This is a genomic window from Polystyrenella longa (assembly GCF_007750395.1).
In the GTDB taxonomy this organism is placed as follows: Bacteria; Planctomycetota; Planctomycetia; order Planctomycetales; family Planctomycetaceae; genus Polystyrenella; species Polystyrenella longa.
In genome coordinates this window covers 4,326,954-4,351,982 of record NZ_CP036281.1, presented here as the reverse complement: position 1 = coordinate 4,351,982, position 25,029 = coordinate 4,326,954, and the positions used below count along the sequence as shown (strand labels likewise).

At 42.2% G+C, this 25,029-nt stretch carries 24 protein-coding genes and 1 pseudogene; 10 read left to right on the top strand and 15 right to left on the bottom strand.

Translation table 11 applies throughout. From position 1 onward, the window contains the following. Positions 1-13 precede the first annotated feature (13 nt). Entirely contained in the window at positions 14-751 is a 738-nt protein-coding gene (locus tag Pla110_RS16075; RefSeq protein ID WP_144997060.1) for a class I SAM-dependent methyltransferase, read from the bottom strand. Between the two features lie 390 nt (positions 752-1,141). Here Pla110_RS16075 and Pla110_RS16070 point away from each other — a divergent pair, with 390 nt between their 5' ends. From Pla110_RS16070 to Pla110_RS16060, 3 genes are all read left to right on the top strand, one after another. Then, positions 1,142-2,509 (top strand): DUF1501 domain-containing protein, encoded by a 1,368-nt coding sequence (locus tag Pla110_RS16070; RefSeq protein ID WP_144997058.1) that lies wholly within the window; start codon positions 1,142-1,144, stop codon positions 2,507-2,509. Positions 2,510-2,775: 266 nt separating this feature from the next. Continuing rightward, a complete protein-coding gene (speD, locus tag Pla110_RS16065; protein WP_197440242.1) occupies positions 2,776-3,174 on the top strand; it encodes an adenosylmethionine decarboxylase in 399 nt (132 codons plus the stop codon). 258 nt (positions 3,175-3,432) lie between these two features. Further along, on the top strand, positions 3,433-4,512 hold the full coding sequence (locus Pla110_RS16060; protein ID WP_144997054.1) for a deoxyhypusine synthase family protein: 1,080 nt from the start codon (positions 3,433-3,435) through the stop codon (positions 4,510-4,512). A gap of 6 nt (positions 4,513-4,518) precedes the next feature. Here the strand turns inward: Pla110_RS16060 and Pla110_RS16055 are convergent. Further along, a pseudogene (locus Pla110_RS16055) lies at positions 4,519-5,409 on the bottom strand (YifB family Mg chelatase-like AAA ATPase); the annotation flags it as partial. Between the two features lie 73 nt (positions 5,410-5,482). On the opposite strand from Pla110_RS16055, the gene Pla110_RS16050 reads away from it, so the two are divergent. The 6 genes from Pla110_RS16050 to Pla110_RS16020 all read left to right on the top strand — a co-directional run bounded on the left by Pla110_RS16050 (position 5,483) and on the right by Pla110_RS16020 (position 12,750). Further along, complete coding sequence (locus Pla110_RS16050) at positions 5,483-7,249, top strand: recombinase family protein (RefSeq protein ID WP_144997050.1); 1,767 nt, start codon at positions 5,483-5,485, stop codon at positions 7,247-7,249. A gap of 353 nt (positions 7,250-7,602) precedes the next feature. After that, the gene (locus tag Pla110_RS16045) at positions 7,603-9,162 is read left to right on the top strand and encodes a hypothetical protein (RefSeq protein WP_144997048.1); all 1,560 of its coding nucleotides are present in this window, start codon (positions 7,603-7,605) and stop codon (positions 9,160-9,162) included. A gap of 326 nt (positions 9,163-9,488) precedes the next feature. Next, the gene (locus tag Pla110_RS16040; RefSeq protein ID WP_144997046.1) at positions 9,489-9,707 is read left to right on the top strand and encodes a hypothetical protein; all 219 of its coding nucleotides are present in this window, start codon (positions 9,489-9,491) and stop codon (positions 9,705-9,707) included. A 623-nt stretch (positions 9,708-10,330) separates the two neighbouring features. Further along, positions 10,331-11,074 (top strand): tyrosine-type recombinase/integrase, encoded by a 744-nt coding sequence (locus Pla110_RS16030; protein WP_144997042.1) that lies wholly within the window; start codon positions 10,331-10,333, stop codon positions 11,072-11,074. Between the two features lie 832 nt (positions 11,075-11,906). Continuing rightward, positions 11,907-12,224, top strand: coding sequence for a hypothetical protein (locus Pla110_RS16025; RefSeq protein ID WP_197440241.1), 318 nt, complete (start codon positions 11,907-11,909; stop codon positions 12,222-12,224). A 76-nt stretch (positions 12,225-12,300) separates the two neighbouring features. Continuing rightward, a complete protein-coding gene (locus Pla110_RS16020; protein WP_144997038.1) occupies positions 12,301-12,750 on the top strand; it encodes a zinc ribbon domain-containing protein in 450 nt (149 codons plus the stop codon). A gap of 13 nt (positions 12,751-12,763) precedes the next feature. Here Pla110_RS16020 and Pla110_RS16015 read toward each other — a convergent pair whose 3' ends face one another. The 6 genes from Pla110_RS16015 to Pla110_RS15990 form a co-directional block, all read right to left on the bottom strand. Next, a complete protein-coding gene (locus Pla110_RS16015; protein ID WP_144997036.1) occupies positions 12,764-13,540 on the bottom strand; it encodes a hypothetical protein in 777 nt (258 codons plus the stop codon). A gap of 62 nt (positions 13,541-13,602) precedes the next feature. Continuing rightward, positions 13,603-14,388, bottom strand: a complete 786-nt coding sequence (locus tag Pla110_RS16010) for a class I SAM-dependent methyltransferase (protein WP_144997034.1) — start codon at positions 14,386-14,388, stop codon at positions 13,603-13,605. Between the two features lie 40 nt (positions 14,389-14,428). Beyond that, a complete protein-coding gene (locus tag Pla110_RS16005) occupies positions 14,429-14,755 on the bottom strand; it encodes a hypothetical protein (RefSeq protein ID WP_144997032.1) in 327 nt (108 codons plus the stop codon). After that, positions 14,752-14,943: a hypothetical protein gene (locus Pla110_RS16000; RefSeq protein WP_144997031.1), complete on the bottom strand. Its 192-nt coding sequence runs from the start codon at positions 14,941-14,943 to the stop codon at positions 14,752-14,754. The genes Pla110_RS16005 and Pla110_RS16000 overlap by 4 nt, the downstream gene beginning before the upstream one ends. A gap of 397 nt (positions 14,944-15,340) precedes the next feature. Then, the gene (locus tag Pla110_RS15995) at positions 15,341-15,961 is read right to left on the bottom strand and encodes a hypothetical protein (RefSeq protein WP_144997030.1); all 621 of its coding nucleotides are present in this window, start codon (positions 15,959-15,961) and stop codon (positions 15,341-15,343) included. Between the two features lie 15 nt (positions 15,962-15,976). Continuing rightward, positions 15,977-16,543: a hypothetical protein gene (locus Pla110_RS15990; RefSeq protein ID WP_144997028.1), complete on the bottom strand. Its 567-nt coding sequence runs from the start codon at positions 16,541-16,543 to the stop codon at positions 15,977-15,979. Positions 16,544-16,939: 396 nt separating this feature from the next. Here Pla110_RS15990 and Pla110_RS15985 point away from each other — a divergent pair, with 396 nt between their 5' ends. Beyond that, positions 16,940-18,832, top strand: coding sequence for a tetratricopeptide repeat protein (locus Pla110_RS15985; protein WP_144997026.1), 1,893 nt, complete (start codon positions 16,940-16,942; stop codon positions 18,830-18,832). On the opposite strand, the gene Pla110_RS15980 is transcribed toward Pla110_RS15985, so the two are convergent. The 7 genes from Pla110_RS15980 to Pla110_RS15950 form a co-directional block, all read right to left on the bottom strand. Further along, positions 18,771-19,883, bottom strand: a complete 1,113-nt coding sequence (locus tag Pla110_RS15980) for a hypothetical protein (protein ID WP_144997024.1) — start codon at positions 19,881-19,883, stop codon at positions 18,771-18,773. The two genes, Pla110_RS15985 and Pla110_RS15980, sit on opposite strands and share 62 nt — an antisense overlap. Before the next feature lie 8 nt (positions 19,884-19,891). Then, positions 19,892-20,824 carry a hypothetical protein gene (locus Pla110_RS15975; protein WP_144997022.1) on the bottom strand — a complete coding sequence of 311 codons (933 nt, stop codon included), beginning with the start codon at positions 20,822-20,824 and terminating at the stop codon, positions 19,892-19,894. Beyond that, on the bottom strand, positions 20,824-21,246 hold the full coding sequence (locus Pla110_RS15970) for a hypothetical protein (RefSeq protein ID WP_144997020.1): 423 nt from the start codon (positions 21,244-21,246) through the stop codon (positions 20,824-20,826). Before Pla110_RS15970 ends, Pla110_RS15975 begins: the two co-directional genes overlap by 1 nt. After that, entirely contained in the window at positions 21,243-22,010 is a 768-nt protein-coding gene (locus Pla110_RS15965) for a hypothetical protein (protein ID WP_144997018.1), read from the bottom strand. Before Pla110_RS15965 ends, Pla110_RS15970 begins: the two co-directional genes overlap by 4 nt. Before the next feature lie 8 nt (positions 22,011-22,018). After that, entirely contained in the window at positions 22,019-23,914 is a 1,896-nt protein-coding gene (locus Pla110_RS15960) for a hypothetical protein (protein WP_144997017.1), read from the bottom strand. Between the two features lie 182 nt (positions 23,915-24,096). Then, positions 24,097-24,549 carry a hypothetical protein gene (locus Pla110_RS15955; protein WP_144997015.1) on the bottom strand — a complete coding sequence of 151 codons (453 nt, stop codon included), beginning with the start codon at positions 24,547-24,549 and terminating at the stop codon, positions 24,097-24,099. A gap of 59 nt (positions 24,550-24,608) precedes the next feature. Next, on the bottom strand, positions 24,609-25,004 hold the full coding sequence (locus Pla110_RS15950; protein ID WP_144997013.1) for a hypothetical protein: 396 nt from the start codon (positions 25,002-25,004) through the stop codon (positions 24,609-24,611). Between the last annotated feature and the right edge of the window lie 25 nt (positions 25,005-25,029).

The following is a 25,029-nucleotide window of genomic DNA, read 5'->3' as shown; positions in this document are numbered from 1 at the left end:
TTTTGGAAGCTGGTTAGGCGGCTTTTCGCTTGGTTCCAGGCTTCTGAATGACAACAGCCTCTTCTTCATGTTCGGCGATGATGTACCAGAGTGGAGAAAGTCCCCAGATCACGGGAACCTTGGCAACCATCCGTAATCCAGCCTCTTCCAGATCTTCCACGATCGCGTTGAGGGGAATAGGAATGCGGTCCTGCGGTTTCGTGCCGCGAAGAAAGTGCTTCAGGCGGAATCGCAACGCATCGAGTGCGAAGCTATTGAAGAAGGAGACGATAACCTGGTGTTTGCTGATTCGCTTCAACTCTCGGAACGCCTTCACTCGGGTTTCGGACTCATTAAAGTGATGGAATAATCGATTGCAAACCACGGCGTCAAACGAGTCATCCGGGTAGGTGGTATCGAGAGCATCGCGAACTTCGAACCGGGCCACTTTTGCATCGCCGCCTGTTTTTCTCCAGTTCTCGTGAGCACGGGTCACCATGTGGGGGGAGCTGTCTGCCCCGGTGACATCAAAGCCACATTTGGTCAGCAGGCGGGTAAGTCGTCCTGTTCCACAGGGCAAGTCAAGAACTCGACTGCCTTGATCCAGGTCGCTGACAGCATCGCGAATTGCATTCTTTTCACACCAGTCGCGAAATGTGCCTTTAAATTCCGCCGGGTATTTCTGAGCGACATCTTCCTGATTAAATCGTTCAACCGTTCGTTTATGTGACCAGGTGGTTTCCTGGTCCGTATGACATGACGTCCCTGTCATGAAAGATTCCTTTTTTAATTCTGAAGCTGGTTGTCGCCAGTCGATTTCCGCACTTCCTGTGGGAAACCGTCGGGACTCCCTTCAGCAAGGGAATCAACTCCAAAGTGTTCGCAAGTGAGAGTAGGGGAATGGCAGATGACACGGAGTCATGACTTGCCAATCGGCGGGGATTCTACAGAAAGCAGGGAAATCGACAAACACCTGTTTTGTTCACTCCTCGAAGTTTACCGGTGAGTCAGATGAATAAACTTCTCCCGAGGGAGGGAACCGTTTGAAAACGAGCTTTAAGTCTGAGTTCTTACTTGCTGTATCATGAAAATCACGTCAGGATAAGAGGTTGCATCAATAATGCCTTATGTGAAATAACGAGGTATCTGGAGGAGGATACGCATGACCGCCGGTAAATTTAGTTTCCGCACGACCCAATCGTGTTCACTCAGTCGGCGACACACGTTGCAGGTGGGTGGGCTCGGTTTACTGGGCATGTCTCTCCCTCAGCTTTTGCAGGCCGAGGAAGGTGTGCATGATCCTGCCCCCCGTGCCGACGCTTGTATTCTGCTCATGCTGAACGGAGGTCCCAGTCATCTCGATATGTGGGACATGAAACCAAACCAGAGCGAGGGTATCCGCGGCGAATTCAAACCAATTTCGACCTCCCTGCCCGGTTATCAGGTAAGCGAACATATGCCCCGTCTGGCCCGCCAGATGCATTTGGCAACGGTCGTTCGGTCCATGCATCATGGTGTGAACAACGCTCATGCGGCCGCCGTTTACGCGGCGATGACGGGGCATGACCGGGGAGAGTTGGGAGGGGGAGCACTCCCTAGTGATAACCCGACTCCCGGATCGGTCCTTTCTCATTTGCGGCCACCGGAGAAACCGATCATTGCGAATGTCCACCTCCCTTACATCACCAAAGAAGGAGCGACGGGGCCTCCTCAACCTGGTTTCTGGGGCGGATTCATGGGCCACGGGCATGATCCCTTTTTCGTGTTGCGCGATCCAAACAATCCAGACTTCAAAATCTCGGAACTGACCTTGCTCGCGGATGTATCCCATCAGCGACTTGACCGGAGGAAGGAGCTATTCGATCAGCTTGATCGTCGCGTCGCTCGCCGTGTGGCTGCCCGCGAGATGGGAGCACTTCAATCCCGGGCGATCGACCTGCTGAGCTCTCCTCAGACCCAAGATGCCTTTAACCTCGATTTGGAATCAGCACCCGTTCGCGAATCTTATGGTCGCAATATCTACGGTCAAAGCGCGTTACTCGGACGACGCTTGATTGAAGCTGGAACGAGGATGGTAACTTTAAGCTGGGCGCCAGACGCCAACGCGACCTGGGACACCCATGGCAATAACTTTAACTCGCTGAAGGGGACTCTGTTACCACAGTTTGACGCCGCGTGCAGTTCATTGATTTCTGACCTTCAAGAACGTGGATTACTAGACCGAACACTGGTAGCGGTGATGGGAGACTTTGGTCGCTCACCGAAGATCAACACGGGCGCGGGACGGGATCATTGGAACTTCTGCTACAGCCTGATGATGGTGGGCGGCGGTTTTAAACCAGGTCTTATCTATGGTTCAAGCGATGCTCAGGGAGGCTTCCCGGCGAGCAATCCGACGACCCCCGGCCAGATTGTTTCAACGCTCTACCATGCTCTTGGCATCGCCCACGACCGTACTGTTTTCGACGTCGAAGGGCGACCACACCGATTAGTTCCGCACGGTGATATCGTGAGCGATCTCCTGATCTGATGAAAATTGCAAGAAATAAAATATTTCTATCACCCGGCGCTGCCTATAATTTCGAAAATAAGTTTCTAAATCTATTAGAAATTTCAAAAACCGGACTTGCTCACCAAGTCCAGTCGACCATACAGTGACGCATCAATTTTAATAGGGGCTGTTGTCCCCTTGACGCTTGCAGATTGGCGAACCTCACTTCGAGATTCAAAGAACTCCGGGCACATTAATCATCACCAGCGATTCACAAATCGCTGGGTCTTGGGAGGGTTTATGAGTTGCAAAGAGGTACACATTTACTGATTGACTGTCACAATGTCCCCCGCGAAGTCTGTCTTAACGACCAGCGGATGTTAGAGGCCATGGCGACCGGCGCCCGCAAAGCAGGTGCGAATGTCATCTCTCAGGTCAGATATCATTTTGGCCACAATTCTCCACCCGGTTTTACTGCGGTGGTCGTCCTTGACGAAAGCCACTGCTCAGCTCACACCTATGCAGACTTAGGCTTAATTGCTCTCGACGTATTCACCTGTGGATCCACCGATCCTCGCGATGTACTCAAATGCATCCGGGAAGAAATTGATCTGGGTGACGTCTCTGTGCGTGAACTCCCCCGTTTCCCGCTGAATGAAGACTCTCCCGAGCTTCTGCAGGAAACAGCTGCCGCCGCTTTTTAATCCGCACCCTTTGATTTGGTGATCGGATTTATCATAATCTGACGGTTAGACAGTCCGTTGAAAACACGCTTTGCCTACGCGAAGCGTGGGTCAACGGACTGTTCTTGTTCTATATCAGAACACCTTTCGAGCGAACTGTCCCCTGCCCTGATTATTATTCCCGACGCGCAAACACGGATCTATCCTCAATCGAGTTGAGGCTATTCGAAATCGTGTGCGTCGTCAGGAAAGTACTTTCTTGAAAAACGGAGTATTGGTATGTCTATGCGCGCACTTCACGATGGTCGAGACGACGGCTTAGTGCCATTGAAGAGTCTTGATCTTGGCAAAGTGAATTCCTTTTCCGACTTGTTACTTTCGATGCGGGAAACTGCCTTCGGTGGGCGACAGTTGGGCGATGCCTATGACATTCTGCTCCAGATGGCAAAAGACCCGGATTGCAAAGTCGTGATGACCATCTCCGGTGCGATGACGGTTGCCAAACAGGGATACATCGTTTGTGAATTGATCGACCGAGGAATCGTCGACGCCGTAATTGCTACGGGAGCGTTGATCGCTCACGGCCTCACCGAGTCAATCGGTCTGGCCCACTATCGGTACAGCCCCGACCACTCAGACGAAGATCTGTTCGAGAAAGGGTATAACCGCATCTACGATACCCTCGAGATGGAATCGAACCTGAACGAAGTCGCTCAGTTGATGGCCCGCGTACTGGAAAATACCACTCCTGAATCGGGGTATTGGTCTTCCGGGGAATTGTGCAAAGCTTTGGGAGCAGAACTCTCTCGCTTGAATGTGGGCCCCGGTATTTTGCGGAGTGCTTACGAGAAAGACGTGCCTGTCTTTATTCCCGCATTTACGGATAGCGAGATCGGACTCGATATGGCGACGTGGGCGATTAACAATCAGCTAGCCCAACAGGAAAAATCTCGCGACAGCTTGAATAGCGAAGAGGTCTTCAGTGCTCCTCCTCCATTCAATCCGTTCCAGGATTTACTCCAATACACCCGGTTTGTTCAAGATGCGAAGAAGGTCGGCATTTTGACAATTGGAGGCGGTGTTCCGCGAAACTGGGCACAGCAGGTTGGCCCCTTCGTCGACATTACCAACCACCGCACCGAGACAGCCCTGAAGGCACCTCGCTTTCAATACGGTGTCCGCATCTGTCCGGAACCTGTCCACTGGGGCGGTCTGTCGGGATGCACTTATTCCGAAGGCGTCAGCTGGGGCAAGTTCGTCCCTCCTAATGAAGGGGGCCGCTACGCCGAGGTTTATGCCGATGCGACCGTCGTTTTCCCACTACTGGCGAAAGCGGTCTTTGAGTCGTTGGAGAAATAGTCTGAGCTACGTTCCCCAGTAATTCCGGTCGAGTGTGCGGTAGTTGATGGCTTCTGATAAGTGATGAGATTCGATCTGGTCCGCACGGGCCAGATCAGCGATGGTGCGGCTGATGCGGAGAATTTTGTCGTGAGCACGGGCCGAAAGGCCCATATGTTCGACCGCTTGTTTCAGCAGTGACTCCGCTTCCGGTTTCAATTTGCAATGACGCCTGATTTCGCGCGGCGCCATTTTTCCGTTGAGCATCTCGGGAGTTTCTTTGAAGCGATGTGTCTGGAATTCACGCGCTTCCAGAACCTGTTCACGAATGGTTTCGCTGTTAGTTCCGTCCTCCTGATTGGAAAGTTCCCGGAAAGGAACAGGCGGGACTTCGATGTGGATATCGATGCGGTCGAGAAGCGGGCCGCTGATACGGCTGACGTACCTTTCGATCTGAGTCGGGTTACAACTACACCGACGGCGTGTATCCCCACGATACCCACAGGGGCACGGGTTCATCGCCGCGACAAGCATCAATCGGGCGGGAAAGGTCACAGATCCAATAGCTCGCGAGATCGTGACGCAGTTTTCTTCGAGGGGTTGTCGAAGGACTTCCAGCGTGCGCCGGTTGAACTCAGGCAGTTCATCCAGAAAAAGTAATCCATGATGTGCCAGCGAAATCTCTCCGGGGGCGGGAGTGCTTCCGCCGCCGACAAGCCCCGCTTCGCTGATGGTATGATGGGGGGAGCGAAAGGGACGCTGCATCATCAGCGATTCGCCATTGCTGAGCCGTCCCATGGCCGAATAGATTCGAGTGGTCTCCAGGCTTTCCTTTAATTGCAACTCCGGCAGAATGGTGCCGATTCGTGAGGCGAGCAATGTCTTGCCAGTACCGGGAGAGCCAATCATCAGCAAATGACTTTCCATTTGTCCTGTCACTGGTATAATGACTCTCAGACCCCTTTATTTATAGTCTGAAAGATTCATTACCATGTCCAAAACGGCCTACAGTTATGCAAGATTCTCTACCTTGGAACAGGAAAAAGGGAATAGCCTCAATCGACAAATGAAACTGACTAAGAGGTGGTGTGAGGCGAATGATTACGTTTTGGATACCACTCTGAAACCAGATAGAGGATTGTCAGGCTATCGTGGTGACAATCTCAAAGAAGGTGGGTCACTCGCTCTTTTCATCAAACTCTGTGAGTCAGGTCAAATCCCACATGGATCTGCACTGGTGGTTGAATCACTGGACAGAATCAGCAGGCAAAAACCGATGACAGCTGTATCACTGCTGTTGAGTATCGTTTCTTCTGGGATCAGAATTGTTGCTGTTTCACCCTCTGAACAAATCATCGATGAAGAAACATTGAACAGAGATCCCATGTGTCTGATGTCCATGGTGATGACTCTTTGCAGATCCAATGAAGAATCAGAGGTCAAATCTGTCCGATTGAAAGAGGTCTGGCAATACAAACGTGAAAAGGCAATGGATGGAAACAGAGTCAGACATCGATGCCCATTTTGGTTGACCTACAATGATGAAAAAAGAGCCTATGAATTAAATGAGCATGTCTCCATTGTCAGGAGAATCTGTCACCTGTATCTGGATAATCATGGACCAGTGACAATTGCCAGTATGTTCAACAAAGAAAATGTGCCTGTCATCATTACCAATAGAAGTAAGAAAAAATCAGGTCCTCTATTCTGGTCCAAATCAACCATCAACAAAATTGTCAGCAATCGTTCTCTGATCGGAGAAATGCAATTTCAAAAAGGCTCTAAATATCTAACTGTTGAACACAGACAAAACATCGGAGATGCAATTCAGAACTATTATCCATCGGCAATCAAAGAGGCTGATTTCTACAGGCTGCAAAGTCTGGTCAAAATGAAAAAGACTCCTGGCAGAAAACGTGACCTCTCTGGCAGAATCACCAACCTCTTTCAGGGAAAGATAAGATGTGCCATCGATGGCTCTAATATGCAAATCGTAAACAAAGGAACCAAGTCATCTGGAAAACAACTGGTGTCATCAGGGGCAGTCAATAAAATTAAAAACTCAAAATATGTCTCATTCCCGTACCAATATTTGGAAGAGGGAATTCTCTACACAATGAAAGACATTTCTATCAGTGATATTTCACCTCAGACTATCCCATCTGATTTGCAAGATAGATTAGATGAAGCTGAAACAATGCTAGGCAAGAAAACACTGTTAATGGAAAAGATGCAGACCAAACTGAATGTTGAAGAGGATATAGACCTTATCGATACACTGACTCCCAAAGTGGTCAAACTGAGAAAAGAGGTCAGGATACTCAAACAACAAACAGAGGATCTGAAAGGGGAAATGTCAGCATCCCTGCCCACAGTTGAAGATGTTAAAAGATTGATTTTCTACATGAGAAATAAAGATAAGGCAGGTGACATTGAAGTGAGACATAAATTTAGAACACTGTTCTCAGAACTAATTGAAGATGTGAAGATGTTGACACTAGTCAGTGGTCATTATCGCTTATGTTGTCTCACCCTCCACTACAAAACCACTGATGCTGTAAAATTTCAGATGGTTGCAGTGCATCGAAATAGATTCTTGGGATCCTTGGCTAAGAATCTAAACATTGACCTGACTGATGAGAATGTCCAACTTAGATTGCAACAAGAATGGGACAGCCTGAAAAATCCACGATCTGTGGCAGAGACAGGAAACAATATCACACAATATTTCAACCAATTCAGCAAAAACTGGAAATGAAAAAACACTCAATCAAACAATGATTGAGTGTTTCTTTTATTATGGTCGCCAATAATTTAGCGTAATATCTATGCCTGTACCTGTTAGGTCGGGCTTTTTTTATGGGCAACAAGAGCCTGCCATTTCTGAAAGGATAAAGAAAATGACAGGCTCAAAATGATACCCAACATTATCTATAATCCTAATACCAAATTTTTGTACCTAAAATCTGAATCTATAAACATCACATAATGTGTAGTCATTGTGATACACTTTGTGTTGTCAATAATAAAGTGTTGCATATATTTTCAATATAATATAAAAACCCCTTAACAAATCCGTTAAAAAATGAAAAGGGGTTTCTATATAAGACTATGCTTCCAACATTAGATAGTAACAATAACAAAAGAATTCAAAAGAATAAAGACGAATTCAAAAGATCTACGCAACTTTTCGCAAATATATGTGGAATAAGAACAGGTCAACTGATTGGATATGAGGATGGTCAGAAAAAACTACTCTCTACCAAAAATTCTGCAATCAAAAATATAATCAATAGAGTCATCGCTAAAAAGAAACTGACAAGTAGTTCCAGTTCTTTATCTAAACAGATGGCACACAGCTATCTAAGCCAACCAATTGAAAATGTGATGAAAATCTCAGGAATCAAACTGAGACGACATTCAGCTTATGAGGAAACACTCTTTTATACAAATGATTGTCGTTCTGAATATCTAGTTGTTGGTTGTGATGTCGACATACAGAAAAAGTCAAACATGACAGGCTCTGTTGAAGGTATCAAAGAATTTTATGACATTTTAAGGGACAAATTCCCGGAACTACTTTTTCATGAAGATGAATCAACCAGTCAACCTGCTGGACACTGCTATCTTGTTTTCAAAAATCACACTTATCAGAAAAACCAGCAAACAGGACAAACCTTTGGTGATGCAAAAGCAATCAACGAAATACTCAAAAAGACTGAAAAGGTATTTCGATACCTCGCAAAAGACTGTGATATTGCTGATGTAGAGATAAAAGCCACATGCACAGATATTAAATTCAGTCGAAATGGCTATCCTGAGAGTGTTAAAGGGGGAGATTTGTTTAAATGCCCCAGACATAAACACGTTTATTTGGCCATTCAAGAACAAATTGAGGCTGATAAAGAATCTGAGGACGAAAATGACACCGATTATGTCATGTATTTGTCTGACTGGGCTGATGTCATTGACGATTTCATTGAGCCTGCCCAAATTTTAAGTGTTAAAAATCGAAGCAAAACAGGATCCATCGGACTGGATGAGAAAAAGTTTGACCTGATTAACAACCAAATTGACTATTTCTCTGAATCAATGTTTGAAGAAACAATGAAAACCACCAGTTCTGCAAATGTAGTTCTGGAAGACTGGAAATGTTTTCTCAAGATACTCAAGTTTTATTACGAAAATCCAAACAAAGATGAATCATGTCCTGTGGCTGGGATTGAATGGATTTGGAACTGGATGTTTGACAATGATTATGTTTCGAGAAAATACAATAGAAACAGAGTTGCAGTGATGACCAAAGAATTGTCTAGAAGATCTTTTATCAATTGGATTGATGAAAATTATGTTTGGCATTGTGGAACAGAACAGGGTCAGGCTGCAAAGTGGAAAATTACTGATGAAGTCTATTCAATGATTCTGAATGACGAACAACGTGACGAAAAGCAGAAACAACAGTTTGAAGAAAAGAAACAACAGGATCAGGCTCAAAAAGGGAAAGGAATAGGTAGTAGTATATTGTGTAAAGCTAACATCTCTCTCTTTGTCAAAAATGCCCCTGTCCTACCTGATTCTCAAGTCATTACAAAAATAGATGCCTCAACCAACACCATATTTCATCTGAACTCCGACGAAATTACCCACAAAATGATGGCTCTGGCAGCCTAAGTCAGACAAAATCCATCTACAGTACAGTTATCGATAGTAATTAATTGGATAGAGACTGGCAGTCTTGTTGATTGTCGGTCTCTTTTTTGTACCTAAAAACGTCTCCATAAATAATCTTGGAAATATTCCAGAATAATCATTTTAAATAATTGAATATTTTGTGCCTTAAAATCAATCAAAAAGTTTTCGAGACATATACCACACACCCCTGACACTATCTCGTTCGGTTTATCTCTTTGTTCTTTTCATTTTCAAGATATAATCCTTCTGTCGAGTCAAAACAACACAACAAAACACAAAACAACAGAAGAGAGAGAGAACAAACAATGGATGATTATGGTCCTGAATTGAATGCGATAATGGTTAAGATTAAAGCAGTCCAAAGACAACCAAGTGCCAGAGGTCTAAGAGCCATCATGACCGAACTGGCCGAATATGAACAATCTATTTACTTGCCTCCTGAGGAAATAGAACAACTTGCCGGATTCAAGCAGGATATATGGGATAACATTTATAAGATTGAACGAATTGGACAAAATAACTAGAGAAAGGGTGAGGACAATGGTGGATCGTGACACATTCAACTACATGACTCAGGCTGTATTTAGGCCTGTGATTAAACCAAATAGAATACCAGACTACGTTTCAGAATCTGGTTCACAGTATTGGTATGAGAATGATGGAGTAATCAGGCATTCTGATCATTGGGGCACAGTTGCATCATGCCTCTGGTCATGCACATCGACCACTGGTTTTTGTAAATTCAACAAGTTTATAGACCTGAACTCAGGCATCTACAGACATTTGACGTATCACGACACCATTGACTTGCGTAAACCACTACCTAGAGGCTGGTGTCATGTATCAAAATACTCGACTGAACGTAAGTTAGGGCATTGGTTGAGTAAACTGAATATTCGTCACTATCCAGCACTCAAAGGCTTTGACAAAAGATCCCCAGAGTTTGATGGATACGTTATCCCATCGAGATCCAAAAAAAGATTAATCAAAGAAATGGTTTAGGGATATAGCACAGGGATGTGACCGGAGATGGATCTCTTTCTTTGCGTATCACCTGTATCTGATCAATGCAGGTGATACGTTTTATTTTACATTTGACAAACCAACATAGAAATGTTACCTGGACACATCAAGAAAGGTCATCTCTATGTTTATCAAAACACTCATCGACAAATACACAAAAGAGAATCCCCAATACAAAAAGCCATTGGGAAAAATACAGTCTGAACTGGGTCATGTTCCACCCTCCAGACTCTCAGAAAAACTCATCCTCAAACTTGCAAAACAAGAAAGATGGTCTGAGTCAACCAAAAGACTCTATTTCATCATCCTGAAACAATGTTTCAACTGGGCATTCAATCAAAAGATGATCAGAATTAATCCCATCCAGAATCTGAAAATACCCGCTGGTGAACGTAGAGAAAACTTAATCTCTCAGAATCAGGTCAATTGGGTCAATGAGAACTGTGATTCAGACTTTGTCCGATTGTTCAATCTACTCCTGTTTACTGGCAGGAGACCCTCTGAAATCTGTTCAATCAAAACTGCTGACATTCAAAAAGATCTGGTCTACCTCAAACAACACAAAAACAAAAAAAGAACAGGTCAATCAGATATGGTTTACTTGTCTAAATCTGCACTGGAACAAATCGACTGGAACTCAGAATTCATCACTGGCAAAAAATGGAACGAAAAAGGTTGGCAAAGAGCATTCAGTCAATTGCCATTCAGTTGTGTTGCCTACGATTTGAGACATACATACATCACAAATAAATTATTGGCAGGTGTGCCTGTGCCAGTTTTGGCAACAATGGTTGGAAACAGTCCGACAATCCTTCTTAAATATTATTCAAAAGTCAGTCAATCGAATCAGATTAGACAATTTGTGTGAGGAAAATGGAATTTCTGGCACTAAATAAACTTGGAATTACTGGTTGAAATGTGATGTTTGCCTGAGGTCATTTTTGTAACAAATGACCTCGGGCATTTTTTTGTCTATCAGGTCAGAAAGCAGTCTCACAGGACTGCCAAATGTCTAAATAAAATCGTTATTAAGAAATCGCCAAAAAAATTATTAATGGGCACTGAAAATGAAAAAATATCTGATTGCTACACACACCCTCTAAATACCTACATTCCCAATAAAATGAGAGGGGGGGGATATTTGACCTCTTATTGTGTCATTTCGCATCAGATCGTCCCTACATTGCATCAATCAGAAACAGGACAGAATCATCACTGAAACGAGATGACTCGATACAGGTCATTCTGTGGCCTTTTATTTATTTGACTGATGATGATTTGACGTAATGCAAGATATGATCAATGGCAGTAGAGTGTAAGTCATTGTAGGTTAAAGGCTTAGGATATAGTTGTCGGTATATGTTATATAAACCGACATCAATCAGAATGAACATCTGATCATGTCATTACTCTCAGTGTCATTCAACACAATTTGTGCATTAATGCACAGGAGGTATTACTCTGCTCATTGATGGCCTAAGAGCCTGTCAGGTAGTCACTTAAGATTATTAAGATTTGACGATTTTTATTATTAATCTTTAGAGAAATGGTCGGTGGAAATGACGTAAACCCTTATGTAGTAGTGTCTTAGGTACACCCAACAAACACCATAATGACCCTCATTTTAGTATCACTAACACTTATTGGCATGCATATATACCTATATGAGCAATAAATCAAGTAAACCAGAGACAGCCAGAGTGAGCATCACTGTAAGGTCAAAATATGTAGAAATGGTGATGAAATATGGGAAGCAATACAACATGAATTGGAGGTCAGTGTTGACTAAATTAGTTGAGGCTGCATTGCCAAAGATTGTGGATTCTGATCAGACTCCATTTTTGGTCTCTATCGATGAGTCAAAGTTAAAGACACCTGAGGATCTCCATGATCAGATGAGAGAGATAGAGTCTGATTTGTTGGGATATTATTTTGAAACACAGGCTGATTATCTCAGAAGAGAAAAAGAGTTTTGGGAGAATGCACGTGGTGATGATGGATTTAAGATTGTTGAGTGAAAGTTTCAGAATGTTTAGATAATTAGGCTACCATCTTTTGTGGAGGTATTAAAACTCAAGCAAAAGGAGGAAAGAAATGGCTGTGACAAGTGTTATGACATTCAAGAAACTGTTGATGTCTGAATTGGTTAAGAATCGGGGTTGGTTGATGAATTCTGAATTTCTTAAGACATGTGAAAAGAGGCTTGGGAGTCAGTTTTCGGATTCAGACAGGAGACTTCTGAATCATAGGCCTAAGTGGAAAAACCAGGTTGATTTTGCCAAGGCTGTTTTGAGCAGATCGTCATTGATCATGACCAGATCGAAGATGGTTAATGGCAAGAGAGATACGATGATTGTGTTGACCAGTCATCTTGTGACTATTCAGTGGGTAGGAGCAAAAAAGGTTTATAGTTCATACAAAAAGAAATGTCCTGGATGTTTAGATAAAAAGGTTCCATTAAACATGGAGCAGTGTGGGAAATGTGGTCATGTCTTTGGTTTACCAGAACCAAGAGTTGACAGAAATGTTGGTAATTATTCTTGATTGATTTCATTGACTATAGTCGGTGAATTATATCACCACCATCATCGCTTTCGTTCTCTGCATCCCCTAATGCATCTAGAATCTTGTTGGGTGACTCAAGAAGCATAGGGTTCTTTTCTAAGAATATCAGCTGTTTCTGAGTCAGGCTTTTAGTAATGGTGAGAAAAGAGTCACCCCCTGTTCTTAGCCTCAACAATAACACTGATCCAACTAGAACAATACCCTCGTCATTATTGAGTGAATTCCGAAATGCAGCAGCACCCTCAAGTAAATTCTTATCTGCTTGTGATTGAGGCAGGAATAAGCCTTGCATTTCAATGGCTCGCTCCATTTTGTTCAATCGATCCACAACAGCATCACTATTCTTCGCTTTCCAAAGAAATCGTTGCCACCAAGAACCATGAACGGCTGGGAAGATCTCGACTACTTCGAAACCAAATTCAATGGCACATAAATTTATTGCTGCCATGGTGTCATTTATCTGCATGAAACCATCGTAAGTCTTGTAAATGGATACTTTGACTATTCCATCAGGAAAATGGGTTGCTTTCTTGTCCGATGGTAAATGGATGTAATACATGTTTCCGACAGCTTGAAAAGTCAATGATTTGAGTGATAAAGTGTTGTACTCTAAATCTAGTCTTTGCTGACATGATTCAATAAATCTTTTAGTTAAAGCGTCAGTCTTGTCCATCAGGCGTCTATGGCTGATCGTTGTCCATATGAAGGATGCCAGTATGGTCAAGCTAGCGATAATGATTGTGATAAGTTCAATTGTCTGGTCAGGCATTTGTTACTCGATGAGTGGGAATGGGGATCGGGGAGTGACTATTCCTTAGCATTGTCTTGCTCTTATGTCCATTCATCAACTTCCACAGTCAAACATTCAACACTTACTCTGGTATTTTTGAATTGTTCATAGACTGCTGTGTCAATTGATGTCCAATGTTGGATTAAATTGGGTTGATTGATTTCTTTTTTCAGTTTATTGAATTTGCGGTTTTCTTTGTGTTGTTTGATGTAGCTATGGCCTGATGCCTGGAAGGTACAGGATTGAGTTGGCAGGATGTAAGAGGCATTGTTGGCCAGTTTGTGTCCTATTTCGATAGTTGCCATGTCAAATTCACTGCCTGTGTATTTAAGCCACTTTCTTTGTTCTTTGGGAACAGGTTTCATTGAGTAGGATCCAAATGGTGGATTGCTGATAAGGCAGTCATATTTCTGAATGTTGTAATTTGACATGATTTCTTTGTGTAATTCTTCATCAAAGATACTGCCAGTATACCAGTCAGCCTCTGGTAATAGTTTCTTTCCTATTTCGGTGTATTTGTGGTTTAGTTCGATGCAGATGAGTTGTTTGATGTTGTTTTGATAGTAGTCTCTTGTTTTTGCGGCAAAGGAGAGATGACCTATTCCAGCACAGGCATCAATCACATAACCATAAGTGGGAGACATCAAAGCAAAGTCATAGGCTAAATCAAGAGGTGTGAAATAGGCTGAATTTCTTGTGACGTCGCCAATGAATTGTTCGTTGAAGTTGTGGTAAAACGTTTCAATCTGATCATCATTGGGATTGTTTTGAATTGAATCTAATAGTTCTGATTGATGTTTGATTTGTTGTTTTGAAAGTTTCCCCATGCAGGTATTTAGGGGAAGCTGTGATTATTCATTTATCCTCCTATTGTTTTATGTTCAAATCAGAAAAAGAGAATAACTCTAGAGCTATATCCATATCATAATGAAAGTCAGGAATACCCGCCTGCCTCAGTTGCTTTAACAATTCTTTTTTCTCGTCCTGCCATTCTTCAAAAGGATCTGTAAGAACAGCCAAATGAGAGAGGCAATCTAATTCAATTACTCTAGTGATCCATTGAATCTCTTCCTCAAATGCCTCAACCTGTTTTATGTTGTAACTATCTAGATGAAAGTCTGACAGCAATCCTCTACTGTTGATAAAAACAACCTCTAGTTCTAAATCATTTGTCTTCTTGTTCATTTGTTTCATCTTGCTCCTATAGTGGCTGTTTCAAAATGTATTCTTAGAATCTGGTTCGCCGTATTCTTGGCATTTCCATCAACATCAAAAGTCTTTTTGACTTGGTTAAACAGGTCTGTTTTTAGTTCATCGGAAATGATGTTTTGCACATACATGTCCTGAATAGTTGCAATCATCATATTTAATTCATTATTCATAGTTTATCCTTTCAGTTTAAGTTTAAAAAAGAACCCCAAATGGGGTTCAGATAGGCAAGGTGATTGTCATAGTCATAGTCATTGTGACAGTGATTGTCATCAGCTTTGGTCTGTCATTGTCAAAGTCAAGGTCATTGAGACCGTTTTTAGCTTTGGTCTGTCATAGTCATAGGCATCGTCACTGTGATTGTCAGTAGCTTTGGTCTGTCATAGTCATCGTGATAGGTAATGTCATTGTCAAAAGCTTTGTCAAAAGCTTTGGTAGCGTCATTGTCAGTGTGATTGTGAATGGCATTAGCTAGGTCAATGTCATTGGATAGTGATTGTGAATGTCATTAGCTTTGAGTCTGTCAGCGTCAATGCCATAGTGACTGTCAGTGCCAGTGACATCAATGATTTAATTCCAACTAAGGATTTCACCTCTCCCATAACCCATTTTTCTGGATGAGCCAATGCCTGTTTCACTAAGTGCATGTGCAAATAAATGTTTCAGGCTTTCTTCATTGACTTGGTCCAGAATCTGAATGGTTCCAGTCGCCACAACATTTTCAATAAATGAATCACGTTGTCTATTTCTCTGGTTTGATGTTTCGAGTTTGACGTATCTGTCAAAGACTCCATCTGCCTTGGTCTTTTCAGTTAAAAAATCAGTTATTCTGACATGATGCCTGAATGAATTTGTTTTGAATTTGCCTCTGACAGCAGCAGGAGTTGTTGAAACAGTTTCAACTAGGCAGCCTGCCAGGTGGTGTCTGGGAATCACGATTGGTGATTCATTATTATCATTGTCCAATCTATGCCATTCTCTTTTGGCTTTGATTTTCAATTCTTGATAGTCTTCAAGAGTCATGTGTTCTTTTTTTAGATAGCTTTTCAGAGCAGTTTCTCTGGTAGATTCTGTCCTGCATCGATTTAAACCTGACTTCTTTTCAATGTCGATGACATCTGATGTTTCTGGCCAAAATGGTTTTGCAATATAGCTTTCTAATTTGATGGTTACATTTATGGGTGTTCTCATTTTTTCTTCTTTTTATTATTCTGGAATTAATATGATTAGGTGATTGTTATCAGTTTCCGATAACTGATGGCAATATCTTTCAACAGGTGCAATTTCAAAATCAATCCTGTTCTCTTCACCAGTCGGACTGGTGAATGTAATCTCTGTTTCTGTAAAACTCAGGGTTCCTTCTTTCTTTTCTAATTCCCTCAACAAGACATCTCGAATGAAGTCAATTCGATAATGAACAGGACAGGTAAGGGAAATGCTGAGTCCTTGAAGAAATGCTTGTCTAATCGCAAAAGAGTATCCAAACATTTGCTGAAAATAATCTGTGCTATCCAAATCATCATCATTCATTCTGACATCTCTGATGGTGAAATCAGTGTTGTTTTCATTAAGCAAATTAAACAATTCTTTTCTCATGTCACAAGATGCAAAGCTGACCAAGTACACAGCCTTGCTGTCAAAATATTCCTCATCACAGTTGACTGTAATCCTTTTGATTAATTGACCATGTGATGATTGGAACGTGGCATTGAGTATTTTGGAAAAAATAGTATTAAAAGGCTTGTTGTTTTCGTCTCTGATGAGGAACTTCATGTCAATCATTCTTTTTCCTCTTCTTTTTCTTATGCTTCTTTCCTCTCAAAACTTCTAACTGACTTTTGATCGTATCTTCTAATAAATACGAGTAAGAAATATTGTTGTATTTGCAATACTCTTTCAGTTGTTCCATGACCACTGGATTAAGAGTGAATGTGTATCTTAATCTAGTGATTCCCGTTCTTTCAGATGTCTTTTTGGGTTTGTTCATACTTTTATATAGTGACGTATTTTCAAAAGTATTCCAAAAAAACGAGAAATTATGAAATACTTTAAAAATAATTACTATATAAAGTTATGGAATATAATTTAGAGAGAGACATATTTGTATTTGGACTACGTAGAAGTGGTAATCATGCCCTCATATTCAAGATTATTGAGGAATTGCCCAATGTGGTTCATCATCACAATAATTGCACAGTGAAACCTAATGGCTCATTTGAGATCCCAGCCAAATCAACTTACATCTTTGACAAAGACAAAGACTCGTCATTGCCAGTCCTCAATTTGTTCAGTTTTGAGGATGTTGATTTGAATATTGCCGCCAAAATGACATTACCTGAAACTGTTTATGTCTTGGTCAGGTCGCCACAGAACATGCTTGCATCAAGATTGGTCAGGTGTCGTCGATTTCCTGATACCAATCATGAATATGGTTGTTTTGTGAATGAACGAGTCATAGCCATGCAGAAACAATACATGAAAGAGGTATTGAATGGTGGGATGATCATTCCACAGGCAAAGCATTTGATTTATGACCATCTGATATCAGAAACCCCATCTTATGTGGCTCATTCTTGTTTTGGCTCGTCTGAGAAAGATGATTGGTCATTGGACAAGAGCAAATTGACTGGGAGATGGAGTCAGTTTGTGGGTGACCCTGAGTTCATGAGTTGTTTTGACTCAGAGATGAAAGAACTGTCAAAACAGTTAGGTTTTCCATTGGAATTTCAGGTTGATTCAGAGGCTGTTTATGATCGGAAAATCAATGATTCCAAGTTTCAATGGTCAGAATTGGCGAATTCCAATGAGTTTTATTCCATTGAAAAGTTGTTTGCAGTTTGGTTTACACAAAGAGATGTGGCCAGATTGTCAAAAGAGTTCCGTAAATCGCCCTATGACTGGCTGACAGCCTCTGTTTTATCTTCCCTGATGATTCTTGAGGGGAAATACCATCAGGCCCTTAGAATGGCTCTGAAAGCCTTAGAATTGAGAAGAAACAACAGGAACATCAATCTGTTGATGAGAGTGTTGGGCAAATTGCCTGTAGAAAAGGCAGTGGAGGTGATTGAGAACGAGTTTCAGAATGATGATGTCTATTTTCAGTTGATGGCCAGAGTTGCTGTTTGGGAGAGAGACCATGGAAAGGCAGAACGATTATTGAAAGAGGCAGTCAAATTGACAGACAGTCCTATATCTCATGATTTTTTGGGTAGGGTTTTGATGTGTCAGGGGAAATGGAAAGAGGGATGTAGAGAGTATTCCTATCGATTGCAAACAGATAGGAGGACAGCCAGAACGATTAACTATCTGGGAAAGATATGGAATGGAGAGGAATGTTTGAATGGCAAGAGAGTATTGATTTATTTTGAACAGGGTTCAGGGGATGGATTTATGGGTTGTCGTTTTGTTCAACCATTGTTGGATAAATATCCTGATGCCCATTTAATTTTGAACATGGATGATTCCATGATTCCTCTGTTCCCTGATTATGAATGTGTGTCAAAGCGAGATATGGCTAGTGGCTTAGAGATTGAATATGACTATTGCATTCCCCTGCTGTCATTGCCTGCTGTGTTGGATATTGAAATGACTGGTCAACCTTATTTGACTTATCCTGAGGTGAATGATGAGGGTGTGGGAAAAATAGGTTTGTGTTGGAAAGGCAATCCTGACAATCAGCATGATGCAGAGAGGTCAATTCCTTTATCTGTGTTCACCTCCATGGATGTCCCTTGGATATCATTGCAATATGGTTATTCAGGATCTGAAATCGAGAAAACGAAAATTGAAAACTTTGGTGACACTGCTGCTTTGATTAATTCAGTCTCATGTGTGGTCACCTGTGATACTGCTGTGGCTCATCTTTCTGGTTCAATGGGTAAAGATACCTATTTATGTTTGCCTTACAGAGGGGAATGGAGATGGGGATTGAGAGAGGATTGTGACCTGTATGATTCAGTTTCAATTATTCGATGTGGTTCTGTGGATGATTGGTCATCGATCAAAACACATTTGGAACAGCAATTGAAGAAACAGAAGACTGGACATTTGATGGATAAATAGAGATGACCTCATTTCCCAATGCACAGACAGGAATGGTGAATGGTGGCACATAAGAAAAGTCACCAAAAGAGCCATCGAAAATGCATGAAAACCTGTAATTGGTTCCAAATCCATCCCCATAAGGACCATCATGTTTCACTGGTCCACCATCAACCAGATATTTGATGGATGACATGATGCAGGCCAGATTTCCATTTCCATCAGGCATCATTCTTTCGATGTTATGACTCGTTCTGTCGTAGTCTAGGATCTGATAATCGATGGACAGTTTAGCCAGTCCTAGTCTTGGATCATCATCAAAGCGATACTGTGCCCACCAACATTGTCCTCTGTAATCGTAGATGGCTCCATAAGGCTCTTTGTTGTTGATTTTTGCATCAGATAATTTGTAGTCAATTCCATCGTCCACCCAATTGTTTGATGTGTAGTTGGAAATGGTTCTGACCAGTCCTCCACCACCACCTCCAAAATAGTTGTTGGTCGAATACCAGAGTTTCCCACCTACGATGTCAATGAATGCTCCAAATCTTTGTGTATTTGGTCCTGTGTAATAGGCTTGCCCTAAACCATTTTCAGATACTTTGACAATCGCTTTGCCTGCAATGACTGAAACTAAGACTGGACCAATACTGGATGGTTTTAGTTGTAAGTCAGTGAATTGAACACCTCCCAAAGTGGTTGCAGTTGGGAATGAATCTTGATGGGCACCAGATCCCGCTGAATAGACATGGATATAATAGGGTGATGGGTTGGAAATATTGGAATCATGCCCACCACTGAGAATAGAGGCACCAGTATAGAGAGGTGTGGGTGATGTGTTCTGTCCACCAAGACCACCTAGTGTCTGGGCAGGATTTCCTGCTCTCCAATCTCCATTAGCTTCACTGATCCAATCACATCCCCCTGTGAGCATGTCGTATTGGTACAACAACCATGTCTGATTGTTTTCAACTTTGGTGGGATTCAAATTAACTTCACCACCCTGACCATCATTCATTCTGATGTAGGTCAATAGTTTATTGCCATAAATATCAACGTATTGTTTTGACATGGATCTCCTTACAAATAGTCAGATGGGTTGGCTGTTTCAAATGTGGCTGGTGGATAACTGGCTCTCATGTATCTGAGTGACCCTACAGAGGAACCAAACATAGCTGGGAAGTTTTCAATCTCCACTGGCTGGATACAAACATCATCCACTCTGATTGTTCTGGTGTATTGTCCTGTGGGCATATCCTCATCAATTTTGAATTCCACAAACCAACCATATTTTGCTTTGGCTTCGATGACTGGATAATAGTCTAGAAACTCATTCTCAACATCGTTTCCATCAATGGGTTGGTATCGTCTCATGAAACTGTTCACAAAGAATGAACTAGATCCAACATGGTTGGCTGGTGGGCCATCAGGAAAAAGGCTGTGTTGATTGGATTGTTGCCAGTCTGCCAGTTCTGGTTTTAATGATTCCATGTCATTCCCTGAATTGGATCTGACTTCCCATTGTTCTTTGCCTGTCCAAGTGGGAGATGTTTTTTCTGATGATGTGTCTCCTAATCGTCGTCTGAAAATCCATTTTTTGTCTAGGTAATCAACACACACATCAAAAGAGAAAGTAGGCACATCGTCCTCTACATCTTCTGGTGAAGTAAAATCAATGATTCTGCCAGCTGCACAGAAACCAATGAATCTGACATGTGTCCAGATATCCTCTCCGTAAACATTTAACGGATTCATGTTGAACATGTGAAAAACATAGAGTCTGGAATCAGTCCCCTCCACATGATTAAGTGTGGCTGTGATTTCTCTGCATGGATTTCTCAGGTTTCCATCACTGGTGAATTGTTCTGATGTGTAGGTGTGAGTTGGTGTTGCCCCCTGTTTCATCGTGAAAAAGGAGGAATAATTTCCATCGGAAAATGATCGGTCATTTTTATGACCATCACAGATGGCAGTTTTGAAACAACAATCGCAGGGATAAAAAGATCCAACCATTATTCACATGACCCCTGTACCAGACTGTATTTGATTGAGCCATCCTCTTGTTTTTCTTCAAAAACCATGCCCCATGCATCAGCTGCAAGGTCACCCCATCTGTTATAAACTTCAATTGGGTCTGTAGGTTCCTCTGTTTCAGGGTCTATTTCTTCCTCTTCCTCTCCAAGGTCACCAGTCCAAATCTGGACTTCTTTCCATGTATCGATTTCCCAGATGTCATCATCATTCTTGATGTAGATGGGATTGACACCACCAGTGCCTGGATTTGCAGAGATACCCACACCAAAACTCGTTTGAACTACAGATACACCTCCAGCAGGCATGATGTTTCCCACTCGATTGAGTTCATCAACCAGTTGATTAAACAATTCTGCTGTGATTGGGTCACCTTTTCTGACCTTCTTTATTTTCTTTCTCATGTTGTAAACAGTCCTGTGAACGACATGGGAGTGAACGTATCCTGATTTACAGAGCTATATTGCTCCCCATCCCAGAATTTGTTCCAATCATCCCCTCTGACAGAAAATTTATAAGTAACATGCCAATAAGCATAAGACTGTGATGTGTATTCTCTGGATCCTGATGCCGATTCAAATAGGCATCGATTCGCCGGAATAGTTCCAAACAAAGGAATGACAAACTCTTCCTCATTAATCTTGCCATAAAATTCCGTCAAAGAGGTCCAATCTACTGTCTCTTTGTTTTTGATAGTCAAGCTGATTTCATTATGTGCCACCAGTTTGAATGGATGAGGATCATCCTCAGAGAGTTTGTCCCCATTTTTGGATCCTTCACTCCATGTGTAGGAACCTTTCCCCAGTTGCAACATGGAGCCACCCACATCCACTGAGATCGTGGCAATTTCCCGATCCTCTGGTGTTTGTGCCTGTGTATCTTCATCGATGTCAGGAGACGAATATTGAACAACCATGAATACCTCCCCATCCTGACCAGTTAAATTGGCTATCGAGGCTTCATGTTCAAATGATACACTGGAACACCACAATCCAGTGTGTTGTTGTGTAGCGGGTTGTTGCCATCTTAAGGCTCCACCAACAAAGGTCATGCCTCCCAGAAATTGTGGGTAAGCAGTAGACAAAGCAGTGTTGAAACTGGTGGTATAAACCTCAGTTGCTGTCGATTTTTCTCTGGTGAGATTGAATGCAAAATTTACTGATGCCATAAGTCTCCTTATTGAAACACAGGGACTGCACTATTTTGAGTCATTGGTTTCGTTGTTTTCTTGGCTAGTTGTTCTGTATTTTTGGCAATATCTTTCAGGCTCTTATTGTTTTCTTTTTCTCTCTGATCATTGCCCAATGCGGCCTGTTGAAGTTTATCAAAGGCACCCTGTAATGATGTGGTTGACCCTGCATCTGATTTACTCTTTTTCTTTTCGTCTTCTCCACCAGCATCACCACCAGCTTTGGCCAGTGCATCTTTGTCAAAGCCTTTGAATTCCATTTTAAATGGATCTTTATCTGACCCATCTGGGTTGTCACCTGTATTGCCAGAATCAAAACCCATAGAAAACTTTTGGTCAAACTCTTTCTTTCTTTTCTTCCATTCTTTGGTGACCTCGCCCATCTCCTGTTTGAATTTATCAGTTCCTGTAAACACTTCAAATTCTGGCATTTTACTGACTGTGTTTTCAAAACCATCAGTCAGACTCTTATAGTCAGGCTCAAAATTTTCGTCATTGATCCATGCTGTTAGAGACTGCCACATTTGTTTCAGATTGTGAATCAGGTTGGTGAAAACAGAGGTGACATAGGATCCAATTGTTTTGAATATGTTTTTCCAGTTGTCACTCACCCATGTTGCAAGGCTGACAATATTTTTGCCTGCTGTTTTCAATGCTCCTACAATGTTTGGTCCCAGATTTCTGATTTGTATTTTGAATTTCTCAACCACCAGATCCCAATTCTGAAAAGCAAAGATGACGTTTTTAATCCCAGCAACAATGTATTCAAACACAGTTCCTACTACTGATCGGATTCCATCAAACACAGAGGTCACAGTACTGCCTGCATCAGATGCCCCTGAACTAAACAAACCTGTGGCTCTAACAATGCGGGCGAATGTGTCGTAGAGAGTGAAGGTGGTATCAACAATGGCTGTAAATGCTTCCACACCCGCTGTGGAGATGATATTCCAAACAGTCAGTGCCAGACTTTTTACAGTTGTAAAATAGACTGAAACAGTCTCTTTGTTTTCTGCCCATTTTCCTTTGATGTAATCGATTGCCCCGCCAATACTATTGGCTAAACCTTCTCCAAAAGTGGCAAAACCAGACTCTGCCCCTCCAAAAAATCCAGCCAAATCTTTGAAAACACCAATGACCAACTTTGCAGCAGGTAATAGGCTTTTGCCCATGTTGGATGCCATGTCAAAGATTTGAGAGGTCAAACCTTTCCAGCTATTCGCCACACCATCACTGGTTCTAGCTGCATCTCCCTGGGCTGCTGTTGTTCCAGCTAAAATGATATTCATTCGAGCCATTGATTTTTGTGCCTCTGTGGCATTCTTTGGATCTAGTCCCTGATTCAACAGTTCTTGTTTTACGGCGGATTCACTAAGTATAACCCCATATTTTTTCATGACTTCGCCTGATCCAGTCATTGCCGCCTGCAAATCCTCCATGACAGAATCATCCGAGCGGTTGTTGAAGGATCCCAGGTCGATAGCCAAAGCAGACATCGTCTTTGACATATGCTCTGCCTGATCATCAGCAATTCCCATAGGCGCAAAGAGATCCTGAAAGCCTGACAACATGCCTCTGATTTGAATGCTGGATCTTTGAGTAGATGAGGCTAAAGCATCGCCCCATTTTCTGACATCAGCTGTCCTGTCACCAAACACTGTCTGAAACTTAGAATCAAGTTCTTCTAAGTCAGAACCAAGTTGGGTCAGCTTAATACCACCAGCCAAGGCAGCACCCATCCCAACAGCTGCTGCGGCAATTCCAGCCACTGCCACCTTGGCAAATCCGCCAATCATTTTTTTGCCAACAGATAAGCCTTTGCCCAATGGGTTTAGATTGGCCCCGATTTCATAAACTGCTGATCCTAGATTAAATGCACTCATACATATATTTATGAGTGTCAATCAAAATTTAAAACCAGCTTTTGTAAATGCTTCAGAAGGAGACATGTAAGATTTTTCACCTGTGATACATTCTTTCAATGCTGGGTAGAGAGCATTGATTTGTTTAACACTGTATTGACTGATTTCACCTTTAGTCCAACCAGTCAAAGAGATGATGACTGCTAGTTGCCTGTGGCTTTCTTTGTACCAGTCTTTTTTTTAGTTGGTCCACTTGCCTCAGAGCTAGAACCATCAGACATGTCAACAGATATAGACATGACCTTTTCTGAAAGTTCAGCAGTCTTGGTCAATTCCAACAAGCATCCAAACTGATCAATGTCCATATTAGGATGTTTCTTTCTGACAGACATCCATAAGACAAACTGTTGAGTGTTGAGGTTGTTCAAACTCTCTTGCAGGTTGTTTGGTGAAACCTGTTTATCCAGACATCGGTCCAAGACTTTCCCCAACATGACAGGATCACTCACTGTCTTTGCAAGTGTGTGATAGTCTTTGAATTGAATGTAGTTCTCCACCTCTGACCAATCGCCATAACTCAATGCAGAAAAGTCATAAGTGTTACCATCTTTCAATCTAAACGGAAATGATTCATTCCCAAATGCTACGAAACTCATATGTGTTGTCCTTTAATGTATAAAAAATGACTGCATGAAATGTGCAGTCATGTGTATTATTACGGGTTGGTTTCTGTAACTGTTCCCACAGAAACGAAATCACCAGTAAGTCCAATTTCTCCCTGTGCCGCAGATGTGAACCCAACATTGTTTAGGTTTCCTGTGAATGAAAACTGGCCACCCACAGCAGCTGCACCCAATTTCAATACAATGGCTACACCCTGAGTTGGTTTGCATAGCGTCAAAGGGGCATCAGAATTCAATTCAGCATTGTATTTGCCTGTGAAGGATCCGCTAAATTTCTTTGGACCTAAAATTTCCTCATAGAATCCACCGGAACCATGGTTGGTTGTTTCAATCGCCACAGCTTCATAATTGCCTGACCATTCTTCAACTTCTAAAGCGATACCGCCAATCGTGATGTCACCACCATGACCTGATAATTTTGTTGTCATATATTAAATACCTCATGTAATTGTT

What these genes read in the sequence shown, in the direction of transcription:
- Pla110_RS16075 (WP_144997060.1), bottom strand. Translation starts at nt 751, where the DNA reads ATGACAGGGACGTCATGTCATACGGACCAGGAAACCACCTGGTCACAT.
- Pla110_RS16070 (WP_144997058.1), top strand. Translation starts at nt 1,142, where the DNA reads ATGACCGCCGGTAAATTTAGTTTCCGCACGACCCAATCGTGTTCACTC.
- Pla110_RS16060 (WP_144997054.1), top strand. Translation starts at nt 3,433, where the DNA reads ATGTCTATGCGCGCACTTCACGATGGTCGAGACGACGGCTTAGTGCCA.
- Pla110_RS16050 (WP_144997050.1), top strand. Translation starts at nt 5,483, where the DNA reads ATGTCCAAAACGGCCTACAGTTATGCAAGATTCTCTACCTTGGAACAG.
- Pla110_RS16045 (WP_144997048.1), top strand. Translation starts at nt 7,603, where the DNA reads ATGCTTCCAACATTAGATAGTAACAATAACAAAAGAATTCAAAAGAAT.
- Pla110_RS16040 (WP_144997046.1), top strand. Translation starts at nt 9,489, where the DNA reads ATGGATGATTATGGTCCTGAATTGAATGCGATAATGGTTAAGATTAAA.
- Pla110_RS16030 (WP_144997042.1), top strand. Translation starts at nt 10,331, where the DNA reads ATGTTTATCAAAACACTCATCGACAAATACACAAAAGAGAATCCCCAA.
- Pla110_RS16020 (WP_144997038.1), top strand. Translation starts at nt 12,301, where the DNA reads ATGGCTGTGACAAGTGTTATGACATTCAAGAAACTGTTGATGTCTGAA.
- Pla110_RS16015 (WP_144997036.1), bottom strand. Translation starts at nt 13,540, where the DNA reads ATGCCTGACCAGACAATTGAACTTATCACAATCATTATCGCTAGCTTG.
- Pla110_RS16010 (WP_144997034.1), bottom strand. Translation starts at nt 14,388, where the DNA reads ATGGGGAAACTTTCAAAACAACAAATCAAACATCAATCAGAACTATTA.
- Pla110_RS16005 (WP_144997032.1), bottom strand. Translation starts at nt 14,755, where the DNA reads ATGAAACAAATGAACAAGAAGACAAATGATTTAGAACTAGAGGTTGTT.
- Pla110_RS16000 (WP_144997031.1), bottom strand. Translation starts at nt 14,943, where the DNA reads ATGAATAATGAATTAAATATGATGATTGCAACTATTCAGGACATGTAT.
- Pla110_RS15995 (WP_144997030.1), bottom strand. Translation starts at nt 15,961, where the DNA reads ATGAGAACACCCATAAATGTAACCATCAAATTAGAAAGCTATATTGCA.
- Pla110_RS15990 (WP_144997028.1), bottom strand. Translation starts at nt 16,543, where the DNA reads ATGAAGTTCCTCATCAGAGACGAAAACAACAAGCCTTTTAATACTATT.
- Pla110_RS15980 (WP_144997024.1), bottom strand. Translation starts at nt 19,883, where the DNA reads ATGTCAAAACAATACGTTGATATTTATGGCAATAAACTATTGACCTAC.
- Pla110_RS15975 (WP_144997022.1), bottom strand. Translation starts at nt 20,824, where the DNA reads ATGGTTGGATCTTTTTATCCCTGCGATTGTTGTTTCAAAACTGCCATC.
- Pla110_RS15970 (WP_144997020.1), bottom strand. Translation starts at nt 21,246, where the DNA reads ATGAGAAAGAAAATAAAGAAGGTCAGAAAAGGTGACCCAATCACAGCA.
- Pla110_RS15965 (WP_144997018.1), bottom strand. Translation starts at nt 22,010, where the DNA reads ATGGCATCAGTAAATTTTGCATTCAATCTCACCAGAGAAAAATCGACA.
- Pla110_RS15960 (WP_144997017.1), bottom strand. Translation starts at nt 23,914, where the DNA reads ATGAGTGCATTTAATCTAGGATCAGCAGTTTATGAAATCGGGGCCAAT.
- Pla110_RS15955 (WP_144997015.1), bottom strand. Translation starts at nt 24,549, where the DNA reads ATGAGTTTCGTAGCATTTGGGAATGAATCATTTCCGTTTAGATTGAAA.
- Pla110_RS15950 (WP_144997013.1), bottom strand. Translation starts at nt 25,004, where the DNA reads ATGACAACAAAATTATCAGGTCATGGTGGTGACATCACGATTGGCGGT.